Origin of the sequence: Erythrobacter donghaensis, from assembly GCF_002155425.1 — a bacterium.
Classification (GTDB): domain Bacteria; phylum Pseudomonadota; class Alphaproteobacteria; order Sphingomonadales; family Sphingomonadaceae; genus Erythrobacter; species Erythrobacter donghaensis.
In genome coordinates this window covers 822,315-842,525 of the sequence record NZ_MUYG01000011.1, presented here as the reverse complement: position 1 = coordinate 842,525, position 20,211 = coordinate 822,315, and the positions used below count along the sequence as shown (strand labels likewise).

18 protein-coding genes are annotated in these 20,211 nt (G+C 67.0%); 13 read left to right on the top strand and 5 right to left on the bottom strand.

From position 1 onward, the window contains the following. Nucleotides 1-128 precede the first annotated feature (128 nt). The 13 genes from BZF59_RS15610 (at nt 129) to BZF59_RS15550 (ending at nt 15,305) form a co-directional block, all read left to right on the top strand. On the top strand, nt 129-1,334 hold the full coding sequence (locus BZF59_RS15610) for a cell wall hydrolase (protein ID WP_245806178.1): 1,206 nt from the start codon (nt 129-131) through the stop codon (nt 1,332-1,334). Nucleotides 1,335-1,467: 133 nt separating this feature from the next. Further along, a complete protein-coding gene (locus tag BZF59_RS15605; protein WP_086609130.1) occupies nt 1,468-1,809 on the top strand; it encodes a hypothetical protein in 342 nt (113 codons plus the stop codon). 278 nt (nt 1,810-2,087) lie between these two features. After that, nucleotides 2,088-3,050, top strand: a complete 963-nt coding sequence (mdh, locus tag BZF59_RS15600) for a malate dehydrogenase (protein ID WP_086609129.1) — start codon at nt 2,088-2,090, stop codon at nt 3,048-3,050. A gap of 83 nt (nt 3,051-3,133) precedes the next feature. Further along, a complete protein-coding gene (locus tag BZF59_RS15595; protein WP_143738194.1) occupies nt 3,134-3,547 on the top strand; it encodes a hypothetical protein in 414 nt (137 codons plus the stop codon). Beyond that, entirely contained in the window at nt 3,547-4,437 is an 891-nt protein-coding gene (gene sucD / locus BZF59_RS15590; RefSeq protein WP_086609127.1) for a succinate--CoA ligase subunit alpha, read from the top strand. Before BZF59_RS15595 ends, sucD begins: the two co-directional genes overlap by 1 nt. Before the next feature lie 72 nt (nt 4,438-4,509). Further along, nucleotides 4,510-7,305 carry a 2-oxoglutarate dehydrogenase E1 component gene (locus tag BZF59_RS15585; protein WP_086609126.1) on the top strand — a complete coding sequence of 932 codons (2,796 nt, stop codon included), beginning with the start codon at nt 4,510-4,512 and terminating at the stop codon, nt 7,303-7,305. A 53-nt stretch (nt 7,306-7,358) separates the two neighbouring features. Continuing rightward, nucleotides 7,359-8,594 carry a 2-oxoglutarate dehydrogenase complex dihydrolipoyllysine-residue succinyltransferase gene (gene odhB, locus BZF59_RS15580; RefSeq protein ID WP_086609125.1) on the top strand — a complete coding sequence of 412 codons (1,236 nt, stop codon included), beginning with the start codon at nt 7,359-7,361 and terminating at the stop codon, nt 8,592-8,594. A gap of 134 nt (nt 8,595-8,728) precedes the next feature. Then, entirely contained in the window at nt 8,729-10,129 is a 1,401-nt protein-coding gene (lpdA, locus tag BZF59_RS15575; RefSeq protein WP_086609124.1) for a dihydrolipoyl dehydrogenase, read from the top strand. A 10-nt stretch (nt 10,130-10,139) separates the two neighbouring features. Beyond that, nucleotides 10,140-10,952 (top strand): hypothetical protein, encoded by an 813-nt coding sequence (locus BZF59_RS15570; protein WP_086609123.1) that lies wholly within the window; start codon nt 10,140-10,142, stop codon nt 10,950-10,952. Nucleotides 10,953-10,996: 44 nt separating this feature from the next. Then, nucleotides 10,997-12,490 (top strand): DUF4403 family protein, encoded by a 1,494-nt coding sequence (locus BZF59_RS15565; protein WP_086609122.1) that lies wholly within the window; start codon nt 10,997-10,999, stop codon nt 12,488-12,490. A gap of 80 nt (nt 12,491-12,570) precedes the next feature. Continuing rightward, nucleotides 12,571-13,929: an amidase family protein gene (locus BZF59_RS15560; RefSeq protein WP_086609121.1), complete on the top strand. Its 1,359-nt coding sequence runs from the start codon at nt 12,571-12,573 to the stop codon at nt 13,927-13,929. A gap of 24 nt (nt 13,930-13,953) precedes the next feature. Further along, nucleotides 13,954-14,664, top strand: coding sequence for a PepSY domain-containing protein (locus BZF59_RS15555; protein WP_169712078.1), 711 nt, complete (start codon nt 13,954-13,956; stop codon nt 14,662-14,664). Continuing rightward, nucleotides 14,661-15,305 carry a trimeric intracellular cation channel family protein gene (locus BZF59_RS15550; protein ID WP_086609119.1) on the top strand — a complete coding sequence of 215 codons (645 nt, stop codon included), beginning with the start codon at nt 14,661-14,663 and terminating at the stop codon, nt 15,303-15,305. The genes BZF59_RS15555 and BZF59_RS15550 overlap by 4 nt, the downstream gene beginning before the upstream one ends. 21 nt (nt 15,306-15,326) lie before the next feature. Here BZF59_RS15550 and BZF59_RS15545 read toward each other — a convergent pair whose 3' ends face one another. The 5 genes from BZF59_RS15545 to BZF59_RS15525 all read right to left on the bottom strand — a co-directional run bounded on the left by BZF59_RS15545 (nt 15,327) and on the right by BZF59_RS15525 (nt 20,202). Further along, nucleotides 15,327-16,217 carry a hypothetical protein gene (locus tag BZF59_RS15545; protein ID WP_143738193.1) on the bottom strand — a complete coding sequence of 297 codons (891 nt, stop codon included), beginning with the start codon at nt 16,215-16,217 and terminating at the stop codon, nt 15,327-15,329. A 199-nt stretch (nt 16,218-16,416) separates the two neighbouring features. Next, nucleotides 16,417-16,968 (bottom strand): hypothetical protein, encoded by a 552-nt coding sequence (locus BZF59_RS15540; RefSeq protein WP_245806177.1) that lies wholly within the window; start codon nt 16,966-16,968, stop codon nt 16,417-16,419. Between the two features lie 143 nt (nt 16,969-17,111). Then, nucleotides 17,112-18,554: a serine hydrolase domain-containing protein gene (locus tag BZF59_RS15535; protein WP_086609117.1), complete on the bottom strand. Its 1,443-nt coding sequence runs from the start codon at nt 18,552-18,554 to the stop codon at nt 17,112-17,114. A 91-nt stretch (nt 18,555-18,645) separates the two neighbouring features. Further along, nucleotides 18,646-19,065, bottom strand: coding sequence for a 50S ribosomal protein L17 (gene rplQ / locus BZF59_RS15530; protein WP_086609116.1), 420 nt, complete (start codon nt 19,063-19,065; stop codon nt 18,646-18,648). 81 nt (nt 19,066-19,146) lie between these two features. After that, nucleotides 19,147-20,202, bottom strand: a complete 1,056-nt coding sequence (locus BZF59_RS15525; RefSeq protein ID WP_017666384.1) for a DNA-directed RNA polymerase subunit alpha — start codon at nt 20,200-20,202, stop codon at nt 19,147-19,149. Nucleotides 20,203-20,211 lie beyond the last annotated feature (9 nt).

Sequence of the window (20,211 nt, the reverse complement as noted above, 5' to 3'; positions counted from 1 at the left end):
CCCGGCGATAGGGGGCAGAGAGCCTGCGCGCAACGGGTTACGCTTGCCGTGCGCGCCGTCCCGAAAAGGGACGCTGCCCGGTGCCGCCCTCGCCGCGCCAACCGCACGCGCGTAAGCGAGGTTCGATCATGGCCCGCCAGCGTACTTTCTTTGTCGACACCTCGGGCACTGCCGCCCCGCGCGCACGGCGGGGCTGGACGCTGCCGCTCGGCCCATGGCTCACCAGGACTTTCGCAAAGACGTTCGCCAGCACGGGGCGCAAGCGCCTCGCCGTGCTCGCCGCCGCGATTGCAGTGCCCGCGATGGCGGCGCCGGGGCTTACCAATGGCGGCCTTACCACGCTCCCCGGCGACGCAGTCGAGAGCACCGCTGCACTCGCCACCCGGCAGGCGGCTGCAGCGGCGCTGCCGTTCGAGCGACCGGGGATGAGCTTCCCCGGCTCGGCCTATTTCTACATGGCCGATCCCGCCGGCTCGGCGCTGGTCGCCCTGCCCACCGATGATCCGTTGGCGCTGGGCGCGGAAAGCGGGCGCGAGCTCGGCGCGCTGATCGATGTCGGCGCGGCGGCCAGGCCCTTCTACGGCGCGGGCACCGGCATCACCCAGCTGCGCGCCGCCGAGTGCCTCGCGCAGGCCGTGTGGTACGAAGCCGCGAGCGAGAGCGAGGCCGGACAGCGCGCGGTCGCGCAGGTGGTGCTCAACCGCGTGGCGCACCCGGCGTGGCCCTCGAGCGTGTGCGGCGTCGTCTATCAGGGGTCGGAACGCTCGACCGGGTGCCAGTTCACCTTCACCTGCGACGGCAGCCTTGCGCGGCGTCCGGGCGGGGCGAGCTGGGCCCGCGCGCAGCAGATCGCCGCCGAGGCGCTTAACGGCAGCGTCTATGCGCCCGTGGGCCTCGCGACACATTACCACACGCTCTGGGTCAACCCCTATTGGGCGAGCACACTCGACCATATCGGCACGATCGGCGCGCACCGCTTTTACCGCAATCGCGGCGCGGGCGGATTGGCGGCGGCCTTCAACGGCGGCTATGCCGGGGTCGAGCCGACGGTGAGCGGGCGCACCAGCGCGCCCACACCGCTTGAGGCCGCCGCCGCAGCCGCAGCGCCCAGCGCCAGCGCCGCCGCAGATCGCCCAGTGATCGCTTATGATCTTGCCCCCGTCCCGGTCGGCAAGCAGGGCGCGGCGGTCACGCAGGGCAAGGCCCCCGTGATCGCGCCTTCCGCTCCGACCGAGGCCTATGCTGGCACCGGTTCGGTCAAATCGGAATATGCCCGCGCCGGCCAATGGAAAGCCCGGCCGGACGCAGTCCCCATCCCCGCTCCCGAGCAATAAACCGGTCGCGGCGGACAGGGTTAAGACCCGCGAAACCCTAATGCCACACCAAGCCTTAGCGGCGCCCCGCTAGAGGTGTGGCCGCGCCCCGACCCGTCCCCGGCACGGCGCGTTGAACGGGAATGCTCCACCAATGTCTGTCCGCTTTGCCTCGACCAACCACCCCGGCCGTCGTCTCGGCTGGCGGGCCGCGGGACGCGGGCTGATCGCCCCGGCGCTGGCGCGGGCGGCGAACGACAATGGCACGCCGCGGGCCGACGGCAGCGAAGTACCCGGCCCCTTCGAACCCCTGCTGATCGACGCGCTGCACCATTTTGCCGTCCACGGCCTCGCCGCGGCCTCGGCGGCGCTGGAGCAAGCAGGCGATGCCGCCGCGCATGGCGATGCCGACGCGCGCGATCACTGGCTGGCGGTCACCCGAATGTTCGACCGCCGCCTCGCCCCGCGCGCGCCGTCCGATCTTGCCCCTTCCTGAACGCCCCCGTTCCGCTACGGCAGCTGCGGCGTGTCGTGGCGGGGACGCGATGGACAGGCGCATTAATGCAACTGCGAACTGTTTGCAAAGATAGTTGCCAAATCCGACCTTTTGACGGTTGCAATCCACTTTTGAGCGGCCTACCGCCCGTTTCGTAACGGGTGCCTTGCCGCTTGGGACGGGAGGCTGGCACCAGCGCCGGGCTTGTCTGCGGGCTTTGCCGCCAGGCGCGCGACCATCAACTCCGTCCCGATGGATCAGGGAAGGAAGTCCGAAACATGGCCCGCAAGAAGATCGCCCTCGTCGGCGCAGGCAATATCGGCGGCACGCTCGCTCACCTCGCCGCGCTGAAGGGCCTTGGCGACATCGTGTTGTTCGACGTGGCCGAGGGCATTCCGCAGGGCAAGGCGCTCGATCTCAGCCAGTGTGGCCCGGTCGAAGGCTTCGACGCTTCGATCACCGGCTCGAACGACTATGCCGACATCGCGGGCGCTGACGTGGTGATCGTCACCGCGGGCGTGGCGCGCAAGCCCGGCATGAGCCGCGACGACCTGCTCGGCATCAACCTGAAGGTGATGAAGGCGGTCGGCGAAGGCATTGCCGCCAACTGCCCCGATGCCTTCGTGATCTGCATCACCAACCCGCTCGACGCGATGGTGTGGGCGCTGCGCGAGTTTTCGGGCCTTCCCGCCAACAAGGTCGTCGGCATGGCCGGCGTGCTGGACTCGGCGCGCTTCGCCACCTTCCTCGCATGGGAATTCGGCGTCAGCGTCAAGGACGTGAACGCCTTTGTGCTCGGCGGCCACGGCGACACGATGGTGCCGGTGCTGAGCTACTCGACGATCAACGGCATTCCGGTCGCGGACATGGCCAAGATCAAGGGCATTTCCGAAGACCGCCTCGGCGAAATCGTCCAGCGCACCCGCTCGGGCGGCGGCGAGATCGTCGGCCTGCTCAAGACCGGCTCGGCCTTCTACGCCCCCGCCACCAGCGCCATTTCGATGGCTGAAGCCTATCTCTACGACCAGAAGCGCATCCTGCCCTGCGCGGTGCACGTTGACGGCAAGTATGGCGTCGACGGGCTGTATGTCGGCGTGCCGGTGGTGATCGGCGCGGGCGGCGCGGAGGAAGTGATCGAGATCAACCTCACCGACGAGGAAAAGGCCAACCTCGGCGTCAGCGTCGATGCGGTCAAGGAACTGCTCGAGGCCTGCAAGGCGCTGGATCCGAGCCTCGCGTAATGCGGCTACTCGCAGCCATCGCCGTTGGCCTTCTCGTCGCCTCGCCAGTCGCCGCGCAGGAGCAGCCCGCTGGACCACCCCCTGTGAACCCGGAACTGCTGATCGAGGCTATCAAGGATTGCACCGCAGCAACTTCGCCGACAGCCGTTAGCGAAGAAGTGCTCTTATCGCGTGGCTGGGAACGAGCGAAAAACCTCGACGCGCCGGACGACTCAGAAGCCTATAAAGATTTGCCCTTGAGGGCTTTCGGAAAGACCGGAGGTTTTCCGTTTCTTTATTTCCTCACTGAGCCCGAGAAGGCCAATCAATGCCAGCTAATGGGCAAACTCGCGCCGGAAGACGAGGCGACAGTTTCCACCGTGCTGGAACTCGCTTTCGCTCCTGTCAGCGCAGACGAGGAAGCCACCGCGTATCGCTATGGCTCGCACGCAATCGCATTTGGGCGAAAGGGCAATGGCCTGTTCGCCGTAGTCATAATTGATTCTGGAGAAAAATAGTGTCCATCCTCGTAAACAAAGACACCAAGGTCATCACCCAGGGGATGACCGGCAACACCGGCACCTTCCACACCCAAGCCGCGCTCGATTACGGGACGCAGATGGTCGCGGGCGTGACGCCGGGCAAGGGCGGCACCACGCATATCGGCCTGCCGCAGTTCGATACCGTGCGCGAAGCCAAGGCCGCGACCGGTGCGACTGCCTCGTGCATCTACGTCCCGCCGCCGTTCGCTGCCGACGCGATCTGCGAGGCGATTGATGCCGAGATCGAGCTGATCATCTGCATCACCGAAGGCATTCCGGTGCTCGACATGGTCCGCGCCAAGCGCGCGCTCGCGGGCTCCAAGTCGCGCCTCATCGGCCCCAACTGCCCCGGCGTGCTGACCCCGAACGAGTGCAAGATCGGCATCATGCCGGCCAATATCTTCAAGAAGGGCTCGGTCGGCATCGTCTCGCGCTCGGGCACGCTCACCTATGAAGCCGTGCATCAGACCACCATGGCGGGCCTCGGCCAGACCACCGCGGTCGGCATCGGCGGCGACCCGGTCAACGGCACCAACTTCATCGACGTGCTCGACCTGTTCCTCGACGATCCCGAGACCGAGAGCATCATCATGATCGGCGAAATCGGCGGTTCGGCCGAAGAAGAGGCTGCCGCCTTCATCAAGGCCGAGCGCGCCAAGGGCCGGAGCAAGCCGATGGTCGGCTTCATCGCCGGGCGCACCGCCCCTCCGGGCCGCCGCATGGGCCACGCGGGCGCCATCGTCAGCGGCGGCCAGGGCGGCGCGGAAGACAAGATCGCGGCGATGGAAGATGCGGGCATCCGCGTCTCGCCCTCGCCCTCGCTGCTGGGGGAAACCCTCGCCGCGATGCTCAAAGAAATGGCGTAACCGCCGTTTAGAATACCGGCCCCTCGTGATTGACACGGGGGGCCATCCTTCCTCCTCCCCGGGAGTCCCATCATGGGCAACGAACCGCAGAACTTCATCCCCGCCTTCACCGATCAGGAAGGCCCGCAGCCCGGCCCTTCGTGGGCAAAGCGCGGCTGGCTCGACACGCTGGCCGACAGCGCCTCCGATCTCGTCGCTGCGATGGACCCGACCGAGATGAAGCTCGCGGTCAAGCAGGCGGCGAAGGATGCGGGCAAGCCGTCCGACCCCAAAGCGATTGAAAAGGCCGCGGCGCTCTCGATCGCGGCTATGACGCTCGTGCGGCTCTACCGTGTGCGCGGGCACATGGCGGCCGATCTCGACCCGCTCGGCCTCAGCAACCGCGAGGGACCGGCTGATCTCACGCTCGAATGGCACGGCCTTGCGGGCAAGGAGAACGAAGAGGTCTATGTCGGCGGCGTGCTGGGCATGGAGTGGACCACGGTGGGCAAGCTCCACCAGCGGTTGCGCGAAGTCTATTGCGGCAAGGTCGGCCTCGAATACATGCACATCGCCGACACCGAGGAACGCCGCTTCCTGCAGGACAAGTTCGAAAGCCCCGGCGAGACGATCCAATTCACCCCCGAAGGCAAGAAGGCGATCCTCGCCGCCGTGCTGCGCGGCGAAGGCTACGAGGAATTCCTCGCCAAGAAATATGTCGGCACGAAGCGTTTCGGCCTCGATGGTGGTGAAGCGATGATCCCGGCGCTGGAAGCCGTGATCAAGCACGGCGGCAGCGCGGGCGTGCGCGAGATCATCTACGGCATGGCCCACCGCGGCCGCCTGAACGTCCTCGCCAACGTGATGGCCAAGCCGTATCGCGTGATCTTCCACGAATTCTCGGGCGGCTCGGCCAATCCCGACGATGTCGGCGGTTCGGGCGATGTGAAGTATCACCTCGGCACCTCCACCGACCGCGAGTTCGACGGGATTTCGGTGCACATGAGCCTTGTGCCCAACCCCTCGCACCTTGAGGCGGTGAACCCGGTGGTGCTGGGCAAGGCGCGCGCGCAGCAGGCGATCCGCGACGATCTGAAGAAGAAGGATCAGGTGCTCCCCGTGCTGATCCACGGCGATGCTGCCTTTGCGGGTCAGGGCGTGGTGTGGGAAAGCCTCTCGCTCTCGGGCGTGCCGGGCTACGACACCGGTGGGTGCATCCACTTCATCATCAACAACCAGATCGGCTTCACCACCAGCCCCAAGTTTGCGCGTTCCTCGCCCTACCCCAGCGATGTGGCCAAGGGCGTGATGGCGCCGATCCTCCACGTCAACGGTGACGATCCCGAAGCCGTGACCTTCGCCTGCAAGCTCGCGGTCGAATATCGTCAGACCTTCCACCGCGACGTTGTGATCGACATGTGGTGCTATCGCCGCTTCGGCCACAACGAAGGGGACGAGCCCAAGTTCACTCAGCCGCTGATGTATGACAAGATCCGCGCTCACCCCAAGGTCAGCGTTGCCTATGAAACGCGGCTGGTGCGCGAGGGCGTGGTGGAACCGGGCACCCGCGAGCGGATGGCTGGCGAATTCACCGCGCTGCTCGAAGAGGAATTCGAAGCGGGCAAGAGCTACAAGGCCAATGAGGCCGACTGGTTCGGCGGACGCTGGGCCGGACTCAACAAGCCCGCCGACCCGGAAACCGCGCGCCGATCGGTCGAAACCGCGATCGAGCCCAAGACCTTCGATGCGCTGGGCCGCGTGCTGACCGAAGTCCCTGCCGATCTCGACGTTCACAAGACATTGGACCGCGTGCTCGCCGCCAAGCGCGAGATGTTCAGCTCGGGCGAAGGCTTCGACTGGGCGACGGCCGAGGCGCTCGCTTTCGGCAGCCTCGTGATGGAAGGCTACGGCGTGCGCCTGTCGGGGCAGGACTCCGGGCGCGGCACCTTCTCGCAGCGCCATGCCGTTTGGGTCGACCAGAAGTCGGAACGCAAATACGTGCCGCTCAACACCCTGCCCCACGGCAAGTTCGAAGTGCACGACTCCACGCTGTCGGAATATGGCGTGCTCGGCTTCGAGTATGGCTTCGCGATGGCCGATCCCAAGTGCCTGGTGCTGTGGGAAGGCCAGTTCGGCGACTTTGCCAATGGCGCGCAGATCATGATCGACCAGTTCGTCGCCAGCGGCGAGAGCAAGTGGCTGCGCGCCAACGGCCTCGTGATGCTGCTGCCGCACGGCTATGAAGGTCAGGGGCCGGAGCACTCTTCGGCCCGTCTGGAGCGCTTCCTTCAGCTGTGCGCCGACGACAACATGTGCGTCTGCAACATCACCAGCCCGGCCAACTACTTCCACGTGCTGCGCCGCCAGATGCTGCGGAGCTTCCGCAAGCCGCTGATCATCATGAGCCCCAAGTCGCTGCTGCGCCACCCCATGGCGAAGTCCAGCCGCGAGGAGTTCCTCGGCGATCGCCAGTTCCGGCGCATCCAGTCGGACACCAAGACCATTGCCGACGACAAGGTGAAGCGTCTGGTGCTGTGCTCGGGCAAGGTCGCATATGACCTGATCGAAGCGCGCGATGCGGCGGGTATCGAGGACGTTTCGATCGTGCGGATCGAGCAGCTCTTCCCCTTCCCCGGCGACCCGCTCAGCGTTCGTCTGAAGCGCATGACCAACCTCAAAGAGGTGGTCTGGTGCCAGGAAGAGCCACGCAACAACGGCGCATGGTTCTTCGTCAACGAGCGGATCGAGGATGCGCTGACCGCGGCCGGGCACACGGGCATGCGTCCGACCTATGCCGGCCGCGATGCTGCCGCCTCGCCTGCGACCGGTCTCGCCAGCCGCCACAAGGCCCAGCAGGAGGCGCTCGTCGCCGCCGCGCTGGGGCTGTGAGCGCCGCCATCTTCTTCACACGAGATTAAAGCAAGTTTCAGGAACCCATTGCAATGGCCACCGAAATCAAAGTCCCCGTCCTTGGCGAATCCGTTACCGAAGGCACCATCGCCGAATGGCTGAAGCAGCCGGGCGAAGCGGTTGCGGCTGACGAACCGATCGCCAGCCTCGAGACCGACAAGGTCGCGGTCGACGTGCCCTCGCCGGTCGCGGGCGTGATGAGCCAGCACGTCGTCGCGGTCGGCGACACGGTCGAGGTCGGCGCGGTGATCGCGATCATCGAGGAAGGCGCGACTGCCGGTGCGGCGGCCCCCGCTCCGGCCCCCGCCGCAGCCAAGGCCGACACTCCCGCGCCTGCCGCTTCGGAAGAGCTGCTCACTCCCGCCCAGACCATGTCGCCCGCCGTGCGCCGCGCGGTGCTGGAACACGGGGTTGACCCCTCGACCATCAAGGGCACCGGCAAGGATGGCCGTCTGACCAAGGAAGACGTCCTCGCCGCCGCCGAGGCCAAGGCCAAGGGCCCCGCGCCTGCCCCCGCTCCGGCTCCGGCTCCCGCCTCCGCTGCCCCGGCCACGACCAGCTCCGGCGCGCGCGGTGAAGAGCGGGTCAAGATGACCCGGATGCGCCAGACCATCGCCAAGCGGTTGAAGAGCGCGCAGGACAATGCCGCGCTGCTCACCACCTTCAACGATTGCGACATGAGCGCGGTCATGGAAGCGCGCGACAAGTACAAGGACCTCTTCGCCAAGAAGCATGACATTCGCCTCGGCTTCATGGGCTTCTTCGCCAAGGCCGCCTGCCTTGCGCTGAAGGACGTGCCGAGCGTCAACGCCTATATCGACGGTGACGAGATCATCTATCACGACTATGTCGATATCTCGGTGGCCGTGTCGGCGCCGAACGGCCTCGTCGTCCCCGTGATCCGCGATGCCGACAAGAAGGGCTTTGCCCGTATCGAGCAGGACATCGCCGATTTCGGCAAGCGCGCCAAGGAAGGCACGCTGAAGATGGAAGACATGACCGGCGGCACCTTCACCATCTCCAACGGCGGCGTGTTCGGCTCGCTGATGTCGACCCCGATCATCAACCCGCCGCAGAGTGCAGTGCTGGGCCTCCACCGCATCGAAGACCGCCCGGTTGTCCGCAACGGCGAGATCGTGATCCGCCCGATGATGTATCTGGCGCTGTCGTATGACCACCGCCTGATCGACGGGCGCGAGGCGGTGACCGCGCTCAAGATCATCAAGGAAGCGATCGAGGATCCGACCCGGATGCTGATTGATTTGTGATCCAATAGCCGTCTGGGCTTCGCCGGTGTTGCTGCGCAACAGCTACGCTTCCGAAGCCCTGCTCTTACTTTTGGAGCGACGGTCCCCAAGTGAAGTGCAGCCCTTCGACAAGCTCAGGGCGAACGGAGTTGGAAATGGCTGAATACGATTACGACGTCCTCATCATCGGTGCCGGCCCCGGCGGCTATGTCGCGGCGATCCGCGCGGCGCAGCTGGGGCTGAAGACCGCCTGTGTGGAATCGCGCGAAACGCTCGGCGGCACCTGCCTCAATGTCGGGTGCATTCCCTCCAAGGCGCTGCTGCACGGCTCGGAGCTGTTCGACGAGGCGAAGAACGGCCACTTCGCCACTTGGGGCATAACCGCCAAGCCGACGCTCGATCTGGGCAAGATGATGGCCGAAAAGACCAAAGCCGTAGGCGAGTTGACCGGCGGGATCGAGTTTCTGTTCAAGAAGAACAAGGTCACCTGGCTCAAGGGCCATGCCGCCTTCGAGGACGCGCACACCGTCAAGGTCGGCAACGACACCGTCACCGCCAAGGACATCGTCATCGCCACCGGCTCTTCGGTCACCCCGCTCCCCGGCGTGACGGTCGACAATGCGGGCAAGCGCATCGTCGACAGCACCGGTGCGCTCGATCTGGAAGAAGTGCCCGAACATCTCGTGGTGATCGGCGGCGGCGTGATTGGCCTCGAACTCGGCTCGGTGTGGCGGCGTCTGGGCGCGAAGGTCACCGTGGTCGAATTCCTCGACCAGCTGCTCCCCGGCATGGACGGCGAAGTGCGCAAGGAAGCGCAGAAGATCTTCAAGAAGCAGGGCATGGAAATGATGCTCGGCCACAAGGTCACCGGTGCCACCGCCAAGGGCAAGAGCGTGACCTTGACCATCGAACCGGCCGCAGGCGGCGAAGCCAAGACCATCGAGGCCAGCCATGTGCTCGTGTCGATCGGGCGGCGGCCGAACACCGAAGGCCTCGCGCTCGACAAGGCGGGTCTGAGCGTCAACAACCGCGGCCAGATCGAGATCGACCACGAATTCCGCACCGCCGTCCCCAACATCTGGGGCATTGGCGATGTCGTCCCCGGCCCGATGCTGGCCCACAAGGCCGAGGATGAAGGCATTGCGGTCGCCGAGAACATCGCGGGCCTTACCGGCATCGTGAACCACGATGTGATCCCCAACGTGGTTTACACCGCGCCCGAAATCGCGGGCGTCGGCATCACCGAGGAACAGGCCAAGGAACAGGGCCTTGCGGTCAAGATCGGCAAGTTCCCGATGATGGCCAACAGCCGCGCCAAGGCCAACCGCGACACCGACGGCTTCGTCAAGGTGATCGCGGACGCGCAAACCGACCGCGTAGTCGGCGTGTGGATGATCAACTCCCTCGCGGGCACGATGATCGCGCAGGCCGCGCAAGCGATGGAATTCGGCGCAACGTCCGAAGACATCGCCTACACCTGCCACGCGCACCCGACCCATGCCGAGGCCTTCAAGGAAGCGGCGATGGCGGTAACGGGCAAGCCTATCCACATGTAAGCTGCCGGGGGTGAGCGCGCAGGCCATCGATCGCTGGCGGCTCACCCTCGCGCTAGCCCTGCCGTCGCTGAGCGGGCTGGCTTACCTCTACACATTCGGTGCCCCCGCGCAGCTTATCGCGGTCAATACCGGCGCTCTCGCCGCTGCGCTGGCGTGGATTATGTTCGGGCGGCTCCCGGCTTCGGAGCGGGCGAGGCTGGCCATCGCCGGAGCCGCTGCGCTGATGCTGTTCCTGCCACTGCTGCTCGGGCCGGAGGCAGGCGGCGTGCGGCGCTGGATCGCGGCGGGGCCGGTGCTGCTCCATTCGGGGGCATTGCTGCTGCCGCTGATCGTCGTGATCGCCGCGAGCGCGCCGCGCTATGGCCCGGTTCCGATGGCTCTGGCCGGAGCGGCGCTGGCACTCCAGCCCGATGCCGCCGCGCTCGCGGGGCTCGCTGCCACTGGAGCTGTTCTCGCGGCGATCCAACGCAGCTTGGCCTTCGCGGGAATTGCAGCAGCGGGCGCGGTGCTGGCGCTGGTCACCTTCGACACCGGAACGCTCGAACGGCAAGTCTTCACCGAGGGCGTGCTGACCCACGCCGCAGCGCACTCGGGGATCGCCGCCGCGATGCTGATTGCTGCGCTGTTTCTTGTCCCGATTGCCATCCTGCCGACGCGCACCGAGACTCGTGCGCTTGCCGCCCTGCTCGTCGCATTCGGCGGGATGGCGGTGATCGCGCCCTTCCCCTTCCCTCTGATCGGCTATGGCGCGGCGCCGATCCTCGGCTTCGGCTTCGCGCTCGGAACATTGCGCAATCTGCGCTATTCCTCTCCGCAAGCCTGATCGGCTGGCGCACGCTGTTGCGGCGCAGACAGGGGGAGGATTTCATGCGAGGGCTGAGGCAAATCCTCGTTCCTTGGGCGGCCATAGCCGCCGCATTGCTGCTGGCCGGTTGCGAGGATTCCGCAGAACCGCTCGCCAACGCCCCGCCGCGCGCAACCGACCCGATCGTCTTCCCGAAGGAGCCCTCGCAGGTCGCGGTTGATCTCAGGGTCGATCTCGCCGATCTCGAACGCGCGCTCGAACGCGAGGTGCCGCGCCAGCTGTGGACGATCAACCGGCCGGGCACCGAGTGCGTCGCACCCAAGGAAATCGATCTCGAACTGATCAAGGTCAAGTCGCCCAAGATCAAGTGCGACATCACCGGCAAGGCCACCCGCGGCCGCCTGCGACTGAGCGGATCGGGCGAGGTGCTGCGGGTCACGCTGCCCGTCACCGGCACCATCGCGGCGCGCGATGTCGCGGGGATTTTCAAGGGCGAGACCGCGACCGGCACCGCCGATGTCACGCTGTCGCTGCGGCTCGATCTCAACCGCGACTGGCGGCTCGCCAGCAGCACCCGCCTCGATTACCGCTGGACGCGCGAGCCGGGGGTCGACTTCCTCGGCCAGCGCATCACCTTCACCTCCGAAGCCGATCGCGAACTGCGGCCGGTCAAGCGCGATGTTGAGCGGATCGTCGCGCGCGAGCTGGCGAAGCTGCCTGTGCGCCAGACCGTCGCGGAAGGCTGGGAGCGCGGGCACAGGGTCTTCATTCTCAACGAACGCAATCCAGAGGTCTGGGGCCGGATCACCCCGCAACAATTCCGCTACGGCGGCTACCAGGTGGCCGGGCGCGAGCTGGTGCTGAGCCTCGGGCTCGATGCGCTGATGGAAAGCTTCGTCGGCATGAAGCCTGAGCCCGCAGAGCCGACGCCCCTCCCCCCGCTCGCCGCGCGCGACAAGGCGGCGAAGGTGTCGCGGTTCCACGTGCCGGTGATCGCCGATTACGCCGTGCTCGAGCCCGAAATCGCGCAGGCGCTGGCCAAGCGGTCGCGGCGGCCCTTTGCGATCAACGAATATGGATCGGTCACGGCGGGCTTTTCCGCCATCACTGTCTACGGCACCGGCGACGGGCGGATCGCGGTCGGCGCAGACTTCAGCGCCGCTTCCGACCTGCCGGTGATCGACAAGGCCAAGGGCAGGATCTGGCTCACCGCCCTGCCAGTCACCGAGCCCAATTCGCGCATGGTGCGCTTTGCCGATGTGCGCGTCAGTGGATCGACAGATCTGGTGGGCGAGAGCTTTCTCTTCGCGCTCGCCAACTCACCCGAATTTCAGAGCACCATCACCGATGCGCTGGCGCAGAGTTTCGAAAAGGATTTCCGCGAATTGCGCGAAAAAATCGACCGGGCGCTGGCGGCGCGTGAGAGCCGGCACACCCAGTATTCGATCACCATCGACGCGGTCGAGACCGGCACGATCGCGGCCCATGGTGGGGGGCTCACCATGCCGGTCGACATGACCGCGCGGATCAAGGCGCGGCTGCGGCGGCTGAATTGAACAGGTAACTGCGGTCGCAGGCTTTCGCTGCGCCGCGCAGGCCTCTAGACCCTAGGGGGCAGACCTTGGGGGGAGTTCGCGTGGCCTATCCGCAGTTGACCGACAAAGCCGGGGCACTGGCAACCGCGCTGGCGGTCCGCACGCGCAAGATCAGCGTGGCCGAAGCGGTCGATGCGGCGATCACCCGCGCCGGGCGGCTCGATGGCGAGATCGATGCGCTGGCGGTCACCGATTTCGAGCGCGCGTGCCAGACCGCGAAGGCGATGGATGCGGCCCCCCGGCGGCTCGATCAGCCGCTGTTCGGCGTGCCGATGACGATCAAGGAAAGCTTCGACGTGGCAGGCCTGCCCACCACCTTCGGCCACCCGCAGTTCAAGGACCAGACCGCCCCCAAAGATGCCGCGCTGGTGCGGCGGCTGAAGGCGGCGGGTGCCATCATCATCGGCAAGACCAATGTGCCCGTCGACCTCACCGATTGGCAGAGCTTCAACCCGGTCTATGGCCGCACCCGCAATCCCCACGATCCCGAACGCTCGCCCGGCGGCTCCTCGGGCGGCAGCGCGGCGGCAGTGGCGGCTGGGATCGTGTCCTGCGACTACGGCACCGATATCGGCGGATCGGTGCGGGTGCCCGCGCATTTCTGCGGCGTGTGGGGGCACAAGACCACTTGGGGCCTCGTCCCGAAGCACGGCCATGATTATCCCGGCATGTCGCGGCAGGAGGGCTTCGTCGCCGCAGCCGACAGCCCGCTCAGCATCGCCGGGCCGCTGGCGCGCAATGCCCCCGATCTTGCAGTGCTCGTAGAGGTCGGGGCCGAAGTGCCGCTGCGCCGCCGCCCCAAGCCGCTCGCGGAATGTCGTCTGCTGGCGATCACCGATCTGCCGGGCGCGCCGGTCGATGCGAGCGTGCTCGAGCCCACTGAGGCCGCGCTGGAAACCCTCGCCCGCGCAGGCGTCCGGATCGACCGCACGAGCCCGCTGCTGCCCGATCAGGCGCGGCATTATCGCAGCTATGTCAGGATGATGAACATCACCATGGCGCGCGGCGCCCCCGCGCCCGACGGCAAGCGCGCCTCGGCGACCGACTGGTTCGATCTGATGGACGCGCAGGCCGCCTGCATGGCCGAGTGGGAGGCGCTGTTTGCCGAATATGACTTCGTGCTCGCCCCGCCTGCGCCGGTGCTCGCCGTGCCGCACAGCGATGCCGCGGTCTTCCGCGGGACGCTGTCAATCAACGGCGCGGACGCGCCGGGCGGCAGCGGGCTGGTATGGTCGGGCATGGCGACCTTCCCGGGCCTGCCCTCGACGGTGCTGCCAATCGGCTCGGGCACCTATCTGGGCGCGGAGCTGCCCTGCGGGATGCAGGTGATCGGGCCGCGCTTGCGCGATCTCGATTGCATCGCCGCGGCCGAAGCGATCGGGAAGCTCTTGCACGGCTGAGCCCGCTTCGTCATGGCCGCGGGCATGGCTCGACGAAACACGCGCACTCCCCTGATGCACAGGCTCGCCAAATGGCACATCTGGCTCGGCTGGCTGGTCGGGGTGCCGATTGCCATGTGGCTCGCGACCGGGCTGCTGATGGTCTCGCGCCCGATCGAGGAAGTGCGCGGCGATCACCTGCGCCGCAAGGTTCCGCCGCAGGCACTCGCCATTCCCGGCAGCGCGCTCGCGGGGCCCGAGGCCGATCTGGCCGAGATGCACGTCACGATGCAGGATGGCCGCGCGGTTGCAGTGCTGACGACGCTGGACGGCGCGGTGCGGCGGGTGGACTTCGCGACCGGCGCGCCGCTGCCCGCACTCGACGCCGCTGCCGCGCGCGCACTGGTCGCCGCACGCATCGTCGGAGGCGACATGGCGGAGCGCGTGACGTTCTTCCCCGCCGACCGGACTCCCTTCGATTTCCGCCGCCCGCTCGCCGTGTGGCAGGTGGCGCTGGCGGACGGCACCAATGTCTATGTCGGCCGCGACACCGGCAATATCGAGGCGGTGCGCACCCGCTGGTGGCGCGCCTTCGACCTTGCCTGGGGCCTGCACATCATGGACCTCTCCGAGCGCGAGGATACCAGCCACCCGATCCTGATCCTGTTCGCGGCGCTGTCGCTGACGGGCGCGCTGATCGGCTGCGTTCTGATGTTCCGCCGCCGCAGGGCGCGGGTGGCGGGGCCTGCCTCATGACCCCGACCGTTCTCACCCCGATCCTCGACTGGCTCGATATCGCCGGCATCGCGCTGTTCGCGCTGTCGGGTGCGGTGCTGGCGGCGCGGCTCAGGCAGACCTTCGTGACGATGGGTTTCTTCGCGCTGGTGACGGGCGTCGGCGGCGGCACGGTGCGCGACCTGCTGATCGGCGCGCCGGTGTTCTGGATCACCGATGCGTGGGTGGCCGCCGTGTGCCTCGGCACCGCGCTGATCGCGTGGTTTACCCCGGTGCAGTGGTGGGAAGGCAAGGGCTTTGCCTATGCCGATGGCGCGGGGCTGGCGGCCTATGCCGTGCTGGGGAGCGCCAAGGCGGTCGCCTATGGCATTCCCCCGATGCCCGCTGCGCTGATGGGTGTAATCACCGGCTGCGTGGGCGGGATCATCCGCGACGTCGTGGCGGGCCGCCCCTCGATCATCATGAGCCCCGAACTCTACGTCACCCCCGCGGCGCTGGCTTCGTCCCTGACGGTCGGCGGAGTTCTGGCGGCGCGCATGGCGGGGCTGCCCGATGGCCTCGCCTGGAGCATCGCCTTCGCCTGCGGCTTCGCGCTGCGCAGCGCCGCGATCCGCTGGGAATGGGGCTTGCCGAGCTATGGCGAGGGCCGGGAGGAGGCCTGACGCCCCCTCCCGGCCATTGCCTCAAAGGTTGCTGTCGTCGGTCTCGGGAATGGTCTCGCCCGGGATCGGGCCGCCGGGATAGGCGGGCAGAGCGGTGGTCGGGGCGGTGCTTGCCGCCGTTCGCGGAATGTCGACAGGAGCATTCATGTCAGCCTCGCTGACTGCAATATCGGGCCGCACCGAGCCGCCCACCGCCGCACGGGCAGAGGCATAGCGGCTATCGTCCCACTGGCCCGCGGCCGGCGCCGTTGCGCCATAGGCAGGTGCATCCGAGAAGCCGATGTCGCGGAAGCCCTCGCCATAATCGATCGCATCGATCTGCCCGCCATTGCCGATCCGGCATTGGAACGGCGCGCCGTTGAACAGCACCCCGCTCACCTGCCAGCCCGTGCCGGCGCGGGTGACGTTCTCGACGGTGTCGACGCGCACATCGCGCTCGATCCGGTCGAGGCAGATATTGACCGCATTATCGAGGCCCGAGGCCCCCGTGCCGCGCGGAGCGGCGCGGCGGTCGTCGCGATAGCGCGGGGCATCATCGCGCTGCCAGTCACGGTCGCGGATGTCGCGGTCACGCTCGACGATGACCACGTCGCGGTCACGGCGACGGCGGTTGTCGGAGCTGAGGATCGCAGCCACACCGCCAATGATCGCCGCGCCGATCAGCACGTCGCCCGCATCGACGCGGTTGCGTCGCCAGCCGCGCCGCCCGCCCCAGCCGCAACCCCAGCGGCAGCGGCGCCAATCGGCGATCTCGCCAGCAGCGTCGTAGCGGCTGAAATCGAAGCTCGAGGCCCCCTGCACAGGGGCGATGGTGGTGGCGGTGGTCGGGGTGGCAGCCGCCGCTGGGGCAGCCAGCGCGGTGGTGAGGCCGAATGCGCCCGCCATCGCGGCCGCACGAATTGTCAGAGCCATGGATGGTCTCTCCTGTTGCGTGTCACGAGCGCCCACCACACGCTCAACGGTGGGCAGGGCTTAACCGTGCAAGGCTTGCGCTGGGCTGAACGCCGCAACGAAGCCGCCCCGCGAGCCCGATAAGGGCCAGCGGGGCGACAGGAATGCGCGCGCCAGAGGGTAGAGCGGGAGAGCCGGCGCGCGGCAGAAGTGGCGCGGCTCAACGCAGGCCGCGGATGCCGTCGAAGTCGATCAGCGGTGCGCCGCGTCCGTCGAGACGGCAGGTGAAGCGACCGCGATCACTGCGGTTCCAACCCCCGCCAACATCGATCCGGCCGCGGACACGATAGCCATTGCGGGTGCGGTCGATATCGCGGACGTCGATCACGTCGGCATAGCGATAGCCGCCGAAGCGCCGGGCCTGATTTTCGGCGGCGCGCACGCAGCGATCCACCGCCGCGCGGGGGTTGATGCCATAGCCATAGCGCCCACCGCGATCCCAGCGGCCGCCGCGATCCCAGCGATCACCCCGATAATCGCGGTCATCCCAACGGTCGCGGCCGCGGTCGCCATCAAAGGCTCCGGCGAGCGCGGCAATCCCACCGATTACCACAGCGCCCGCAATGATCTCGCCCGCGCTGATTCCGTCGCGGTCGCGATCGCGCGCCATCGCCGGAGTGACAGAGGCGGCAGTCAGCGCAGTGGCAGCGACCGCGCCGAGGACAAGCCGGGCCGATTTGCCGGAGGCCAGCCGGTTGGTCATGGTGGTCATCGAAACATTCCTCGCTTGGCACCGCTGGCGGGATTGCCGGGGTGTCGAGGACGTTTTGCGCGATTCGGGGTGAGGCTTGCCTGAATCGGGATGACAGGAAGCGTTCAGCTTTTAACCCCTCTGGATGAACAGATCGCCTCATCTCACTCCGGTGGAAGCGCCGCCAGCACATCGCGGGTGAAGGCGGCAATATCGAACCGCGCGCCCACCGGATCCTCGCCCCGCCGCACGATCACCACCTGACGGCTCGGGACGATCACGACATATTGCCCGCGATTGCCGAAAGCGGCGAAGGTATCGGAGGGCACGCCTTCGGAGCGGTTCATCAACCAGAACCCCGCGCCGTAGTCGAAGGGGCCATCGGGCTGCGGGCCGCTGGGGGTGGAGACATATTGCACCCAGCCCTCGGGCAGCACGCGCTCGCCCGAGGGGAGCTTGCCGTCGTTCAAGTAAAGCTCGCCGAAACGCGCCAGATCCTGCGCCGTGCTCCAGACCTGCGACGACAGCACATATTCGCCGCGAATGTCGGTCTCGGCGACGGTGTGCTTCATCCCGAGCTTCGCGAAAAATTCCTGCGGCGGGTAGAACGTCAACCACTGGCCGATCGCCTTGATCGCCAGCAGCGTATCATTGTTGGCATAGCGGAACACCGTGCCCGGCGGGTGCAGCACCGGCCAGTTCACTGCGGTTTCGTCCACGGTCGATCCGCCGAAATAGAGCGCATCGGTGCGGTTGCCCGGCGTGTCGGAAAAGCGCCCCGTCGCCATCCGCAGCGCATGATCGAGCGTGATGGCACCGCGCGGATCGCTTGCCCCGCCGGCGCGCCAGTAATTGAGGCCGATGGGGTCCGCGACATTCGCCTCGCCCGCCTGCACCGCCGCGCCGACAAGCGTTGCGGCAAGGCTCTTGGCGACCGACCAGGTCCGCTGCGGGGTCTTGTCATCAAAGCCGGGCGCATAGAAGGCTGAACTGCGCCGCCCGCCTGAAGGTGACGGACGACTGACCAGCACCGCGGTGGTGCGGCTGCCCTCCCCGTAACTTCCCGCCAGGGCGGCCTTCTGCACCCGTTCGACCGCCGGGATTTGCGGCGCGCTTCGCTTTCGGGTCGAGCGCCCCTCGCCCGCCTCCACGATCACTTTGCCGCGCACCGGTGCCGGAGGCTGCGCGGCGAGCGGCACCGGCTGATCGGGGTTGCTGGCATCCTCCGGCGCGCCGATCGGAAGCACGGAACAGCCGGTGTCCGCACCATAATAAGCGGCAAGGCGTGCTGGCATGTCCTCAGCCCAATCCACGGCGACATGGGCGATCTGGCCGGTCGGACGGCGGACGATGGTATACGGCAGATCGGCGATGACTGCTGCCTGCGGTGCCTGAATGCCGGTGAGCTCCCAGGCTTCTACGCTCTCGGGCGTACGGGTGGTGCCGTTCGCCTCGGCATGGGCGATGGCGCTGCACAGCATCAGCGCCTTGTAACCCGCCGCCAGCGCGCGGTAGTAGCGGGCGTCGAGCGCCTCCTGCTGGCTCTGAGCGAAGGCGGGCGAGGCGGCGAGAAGCAGCGCGGTCGCTGCGAGCGTGGTGCGGATCATGCGCGCAACTCTAGGCCGCGCGAGGCAAAAGAAAAGGGCCGGAAAGGCATCGCTGCCCCCGGCCCTTTCGTGTCTCGCGACATGAATCGCTTTACGCGTCTTCGTAATCTTCTTCCGACTGCACCGGGCCCGAATCCTGGCCCTTGGCATCTTCGTCGCGGTCGACGAATTCGATGATCGCCATCTGCACCGCGTCCCCCGCGCGCACACCGGCGCGCAGCACGCGGGTGTAGCCGCCGTCACGATCGGCATAGCGCTCGGCAAGGACTTCGAAGAGCTTCTTGAGCTGCGCTTCGTCACCCAGACGGCTCATGGCGAGACGACGGTTCGACAAGCCGCCACGCTTGGCCAGCGTGATCAGCTTCTCGACATAGGGGCGCAGTTCCTTGGCCTTGGGCAGCGTGGTGGTGATCTGCTCGTGCTTGATCAGCGCGGCGGCCATATTGCGGAACAGGGCGTTGCGGTGCCCCGTCTTGCGGCCCAGCTTGCGGCCCGAAATACCATGACGCATATTCTTTACTCCGTTCGAAAAGGGCCCGTGTCAGGTAGCCCAGTGCTGGCGGCGCTTACGGGTGCGCCGCCATGACCCTGATTACCCGAGAAGTTCTTGTTCCAACTTCTTGGCCATCTCTTCGATGTTCTCGGGCGGCCAGCCCGGGATGTCCATGCCCAGACGCAGGCCCATGCTCGAGAGCACTTCCTTGATCTCGTTGAGCGACTTGCGGCCGAAGTTCGGCGTGCGCAGCATCTCGGCTTCGGTCTTCTGGACCAGATCGCCGATGTAGATGATGTTGTCGTTCTTGAGGCAGTTGGCCGAACGCACCGACAGCTCCAGCTCGTCCACCTTCTTGAGGAGGTAGCGGTTGAGCTGGTTGGCGTCGCTTTCTTCCGGCTGCACGGCGTGGCCGATCATCTGGCCCACCGGCTGCGGGATGCCGTCTTCGAAGTGGACGAACAGCGTCAGCTGGTCCTGAAGGATGCGCGCTGCATAGGCCACGGCGTCTTCCGGGGTGACAGTGCCATCGGTCTCGACGGTCAGCGAGAGCTTGTCGTAATCGAGCTCCTGCCCGACGCGGGCGTTCTCGACCTTGTAGCTCACCTGACGGACAGGCGAATAGAGCGAGTCGACCGGGATCAGACCGATCGGCGCATCGGCCGGCCGGTTCTGGACGGCAGGCGAGTAGCCCTTGCCCGTGTCGGCGGTCAGCTCCATGTTGAGCGTCGCGCCTTCATCGAGCTGGCAGATCACCAGATCCTTGTTCATCACTTCGATGTCGCCGGTGACGGCAATGTCGCCCGCCTTGACCGCGCCGGGGCCGGTGGCCGAAAGCTGGAGCCGCTTGGGGCCTTCGCCTTCCATCTTGAGCGCGATCTGCTTGACGTTCAGAACGATGTCGGTGACATCTTCACGCACGCCGGCAAGCGACGAGAATTCGTGCAGCACGTTCTCGATCTTGATCGAGGTGATGGCCGCGCCCTGAAGGCTCGACAGCAGCACCCGGCGCAGCGCGTTGCCGAGCGTCAGGCCGAAGCCCCGCTCGAGCGGTTCGGCCACGAAGGTCGCCTTGCGCTGACGATCGCCGCCATCCTTGATTTCGAGGGAGTTGGGTTTCTTGAGTTCCTGCCAGTTCTTGGTGTTGACGGACATGGATTTCCC

Bases quoted from the DNA above. Each gene is read 5' to 3' on its own strand.
- BZF59_RS15550 (WP_086609119.1), top strand. From the start codon at position 14,661: ATGACCCCGACCGTTCTCACCCCGATCCTCGACTGGCTCGATATCGCC.
- BZF59_RS15545 (WP_143738193.1), bottom strand. From the start codon at position 16,217: ATGGCTCTGACAATTCGTGCGGCCGCGATGGCGGGCGCATTCGGCCTC.
- BZF59_RS15585 (WP_086609126.1), top strand. From the start codon at position 4,510: ATGGGCAACGAACCGCAGAACTTCATCCCCGCCTTCACCGATCAGGAA.
- BZF59_RS15605 (WP_086609130.1), top strand. From the start codon at position 1,468: ATGTCTGTCCGCTTTGCCTCGACCAACCACCCCGGCCGTCGTCTCGGC.
- mdh (WP_086609129.1), top strand. From the start codon at position 2,088: ATGGCCCGCAAGAAGATCGCCCTCGTCGGCGCAGGCAATATCGGCGGC.
- BZF59_RS15555 (WP_169712078.1), top strand. From the start codon at position 13,954: ATGGCTCGACGAAACACGCGCACTCCCCTGATGCACAGGCTCGCCAAA.
- rplQ (WP_086609116.1), bottom strand. From the start codon at position 19,065: ATGCGTCATGGTATTTCGGGCCGCAAGCTGGGCCGCAAGACGGGGCAC.
- BZF59_RS15540 (WP_245806177.1), bottom strand. From the start codon at position 16,968: ATGACCACCATGACCAACCGGCTGGCCTCCGGCAAATCGGCCCGGCTT.
- BZF59_RS15525 (WP_017666384.1), bottom strand. From the start codon at position 20,202: ATGTCCGTCAACACCAAGAACTGGCAGGAACTCAAGAAACCCAACTCC.
- BZF59_RS15535 (WP_086609117.1), bottom strand. From the start codon at position 18,554: ATGATCCGCACCACGCTCGCAGCGACCGCGCTGCTTCTCGCCGCCTCG.
- BZF59_RS15565 (WP_086609122.1), top strand. From the start codon at position 10,997: ATGCGAGGGCTGAGGCAAATCCTCGTTCCTTGGGCGGCCATAGCCGCC.
- odhB (WP_086609125.1), top strand. From the start codon at position 7,359: ATGGCCACCGAAATCAAAGTCCCCGTCCTTGGCGAATCCGTTACCGAA.
- BZF59_RS15610 (WP_245806178.1), top strand. From the start codon at position 129: ATGGCCCGCCAGCGTACTTTCTTTGTCGACACCTCGGGCACTGCCGCC.
- lpdA (WP_086609124.1), top strand. From the start codon at position 8,729: ATGGCTGAATACGATTACGACGTCCTCATCATCGGTGCCGGCCCCGGC.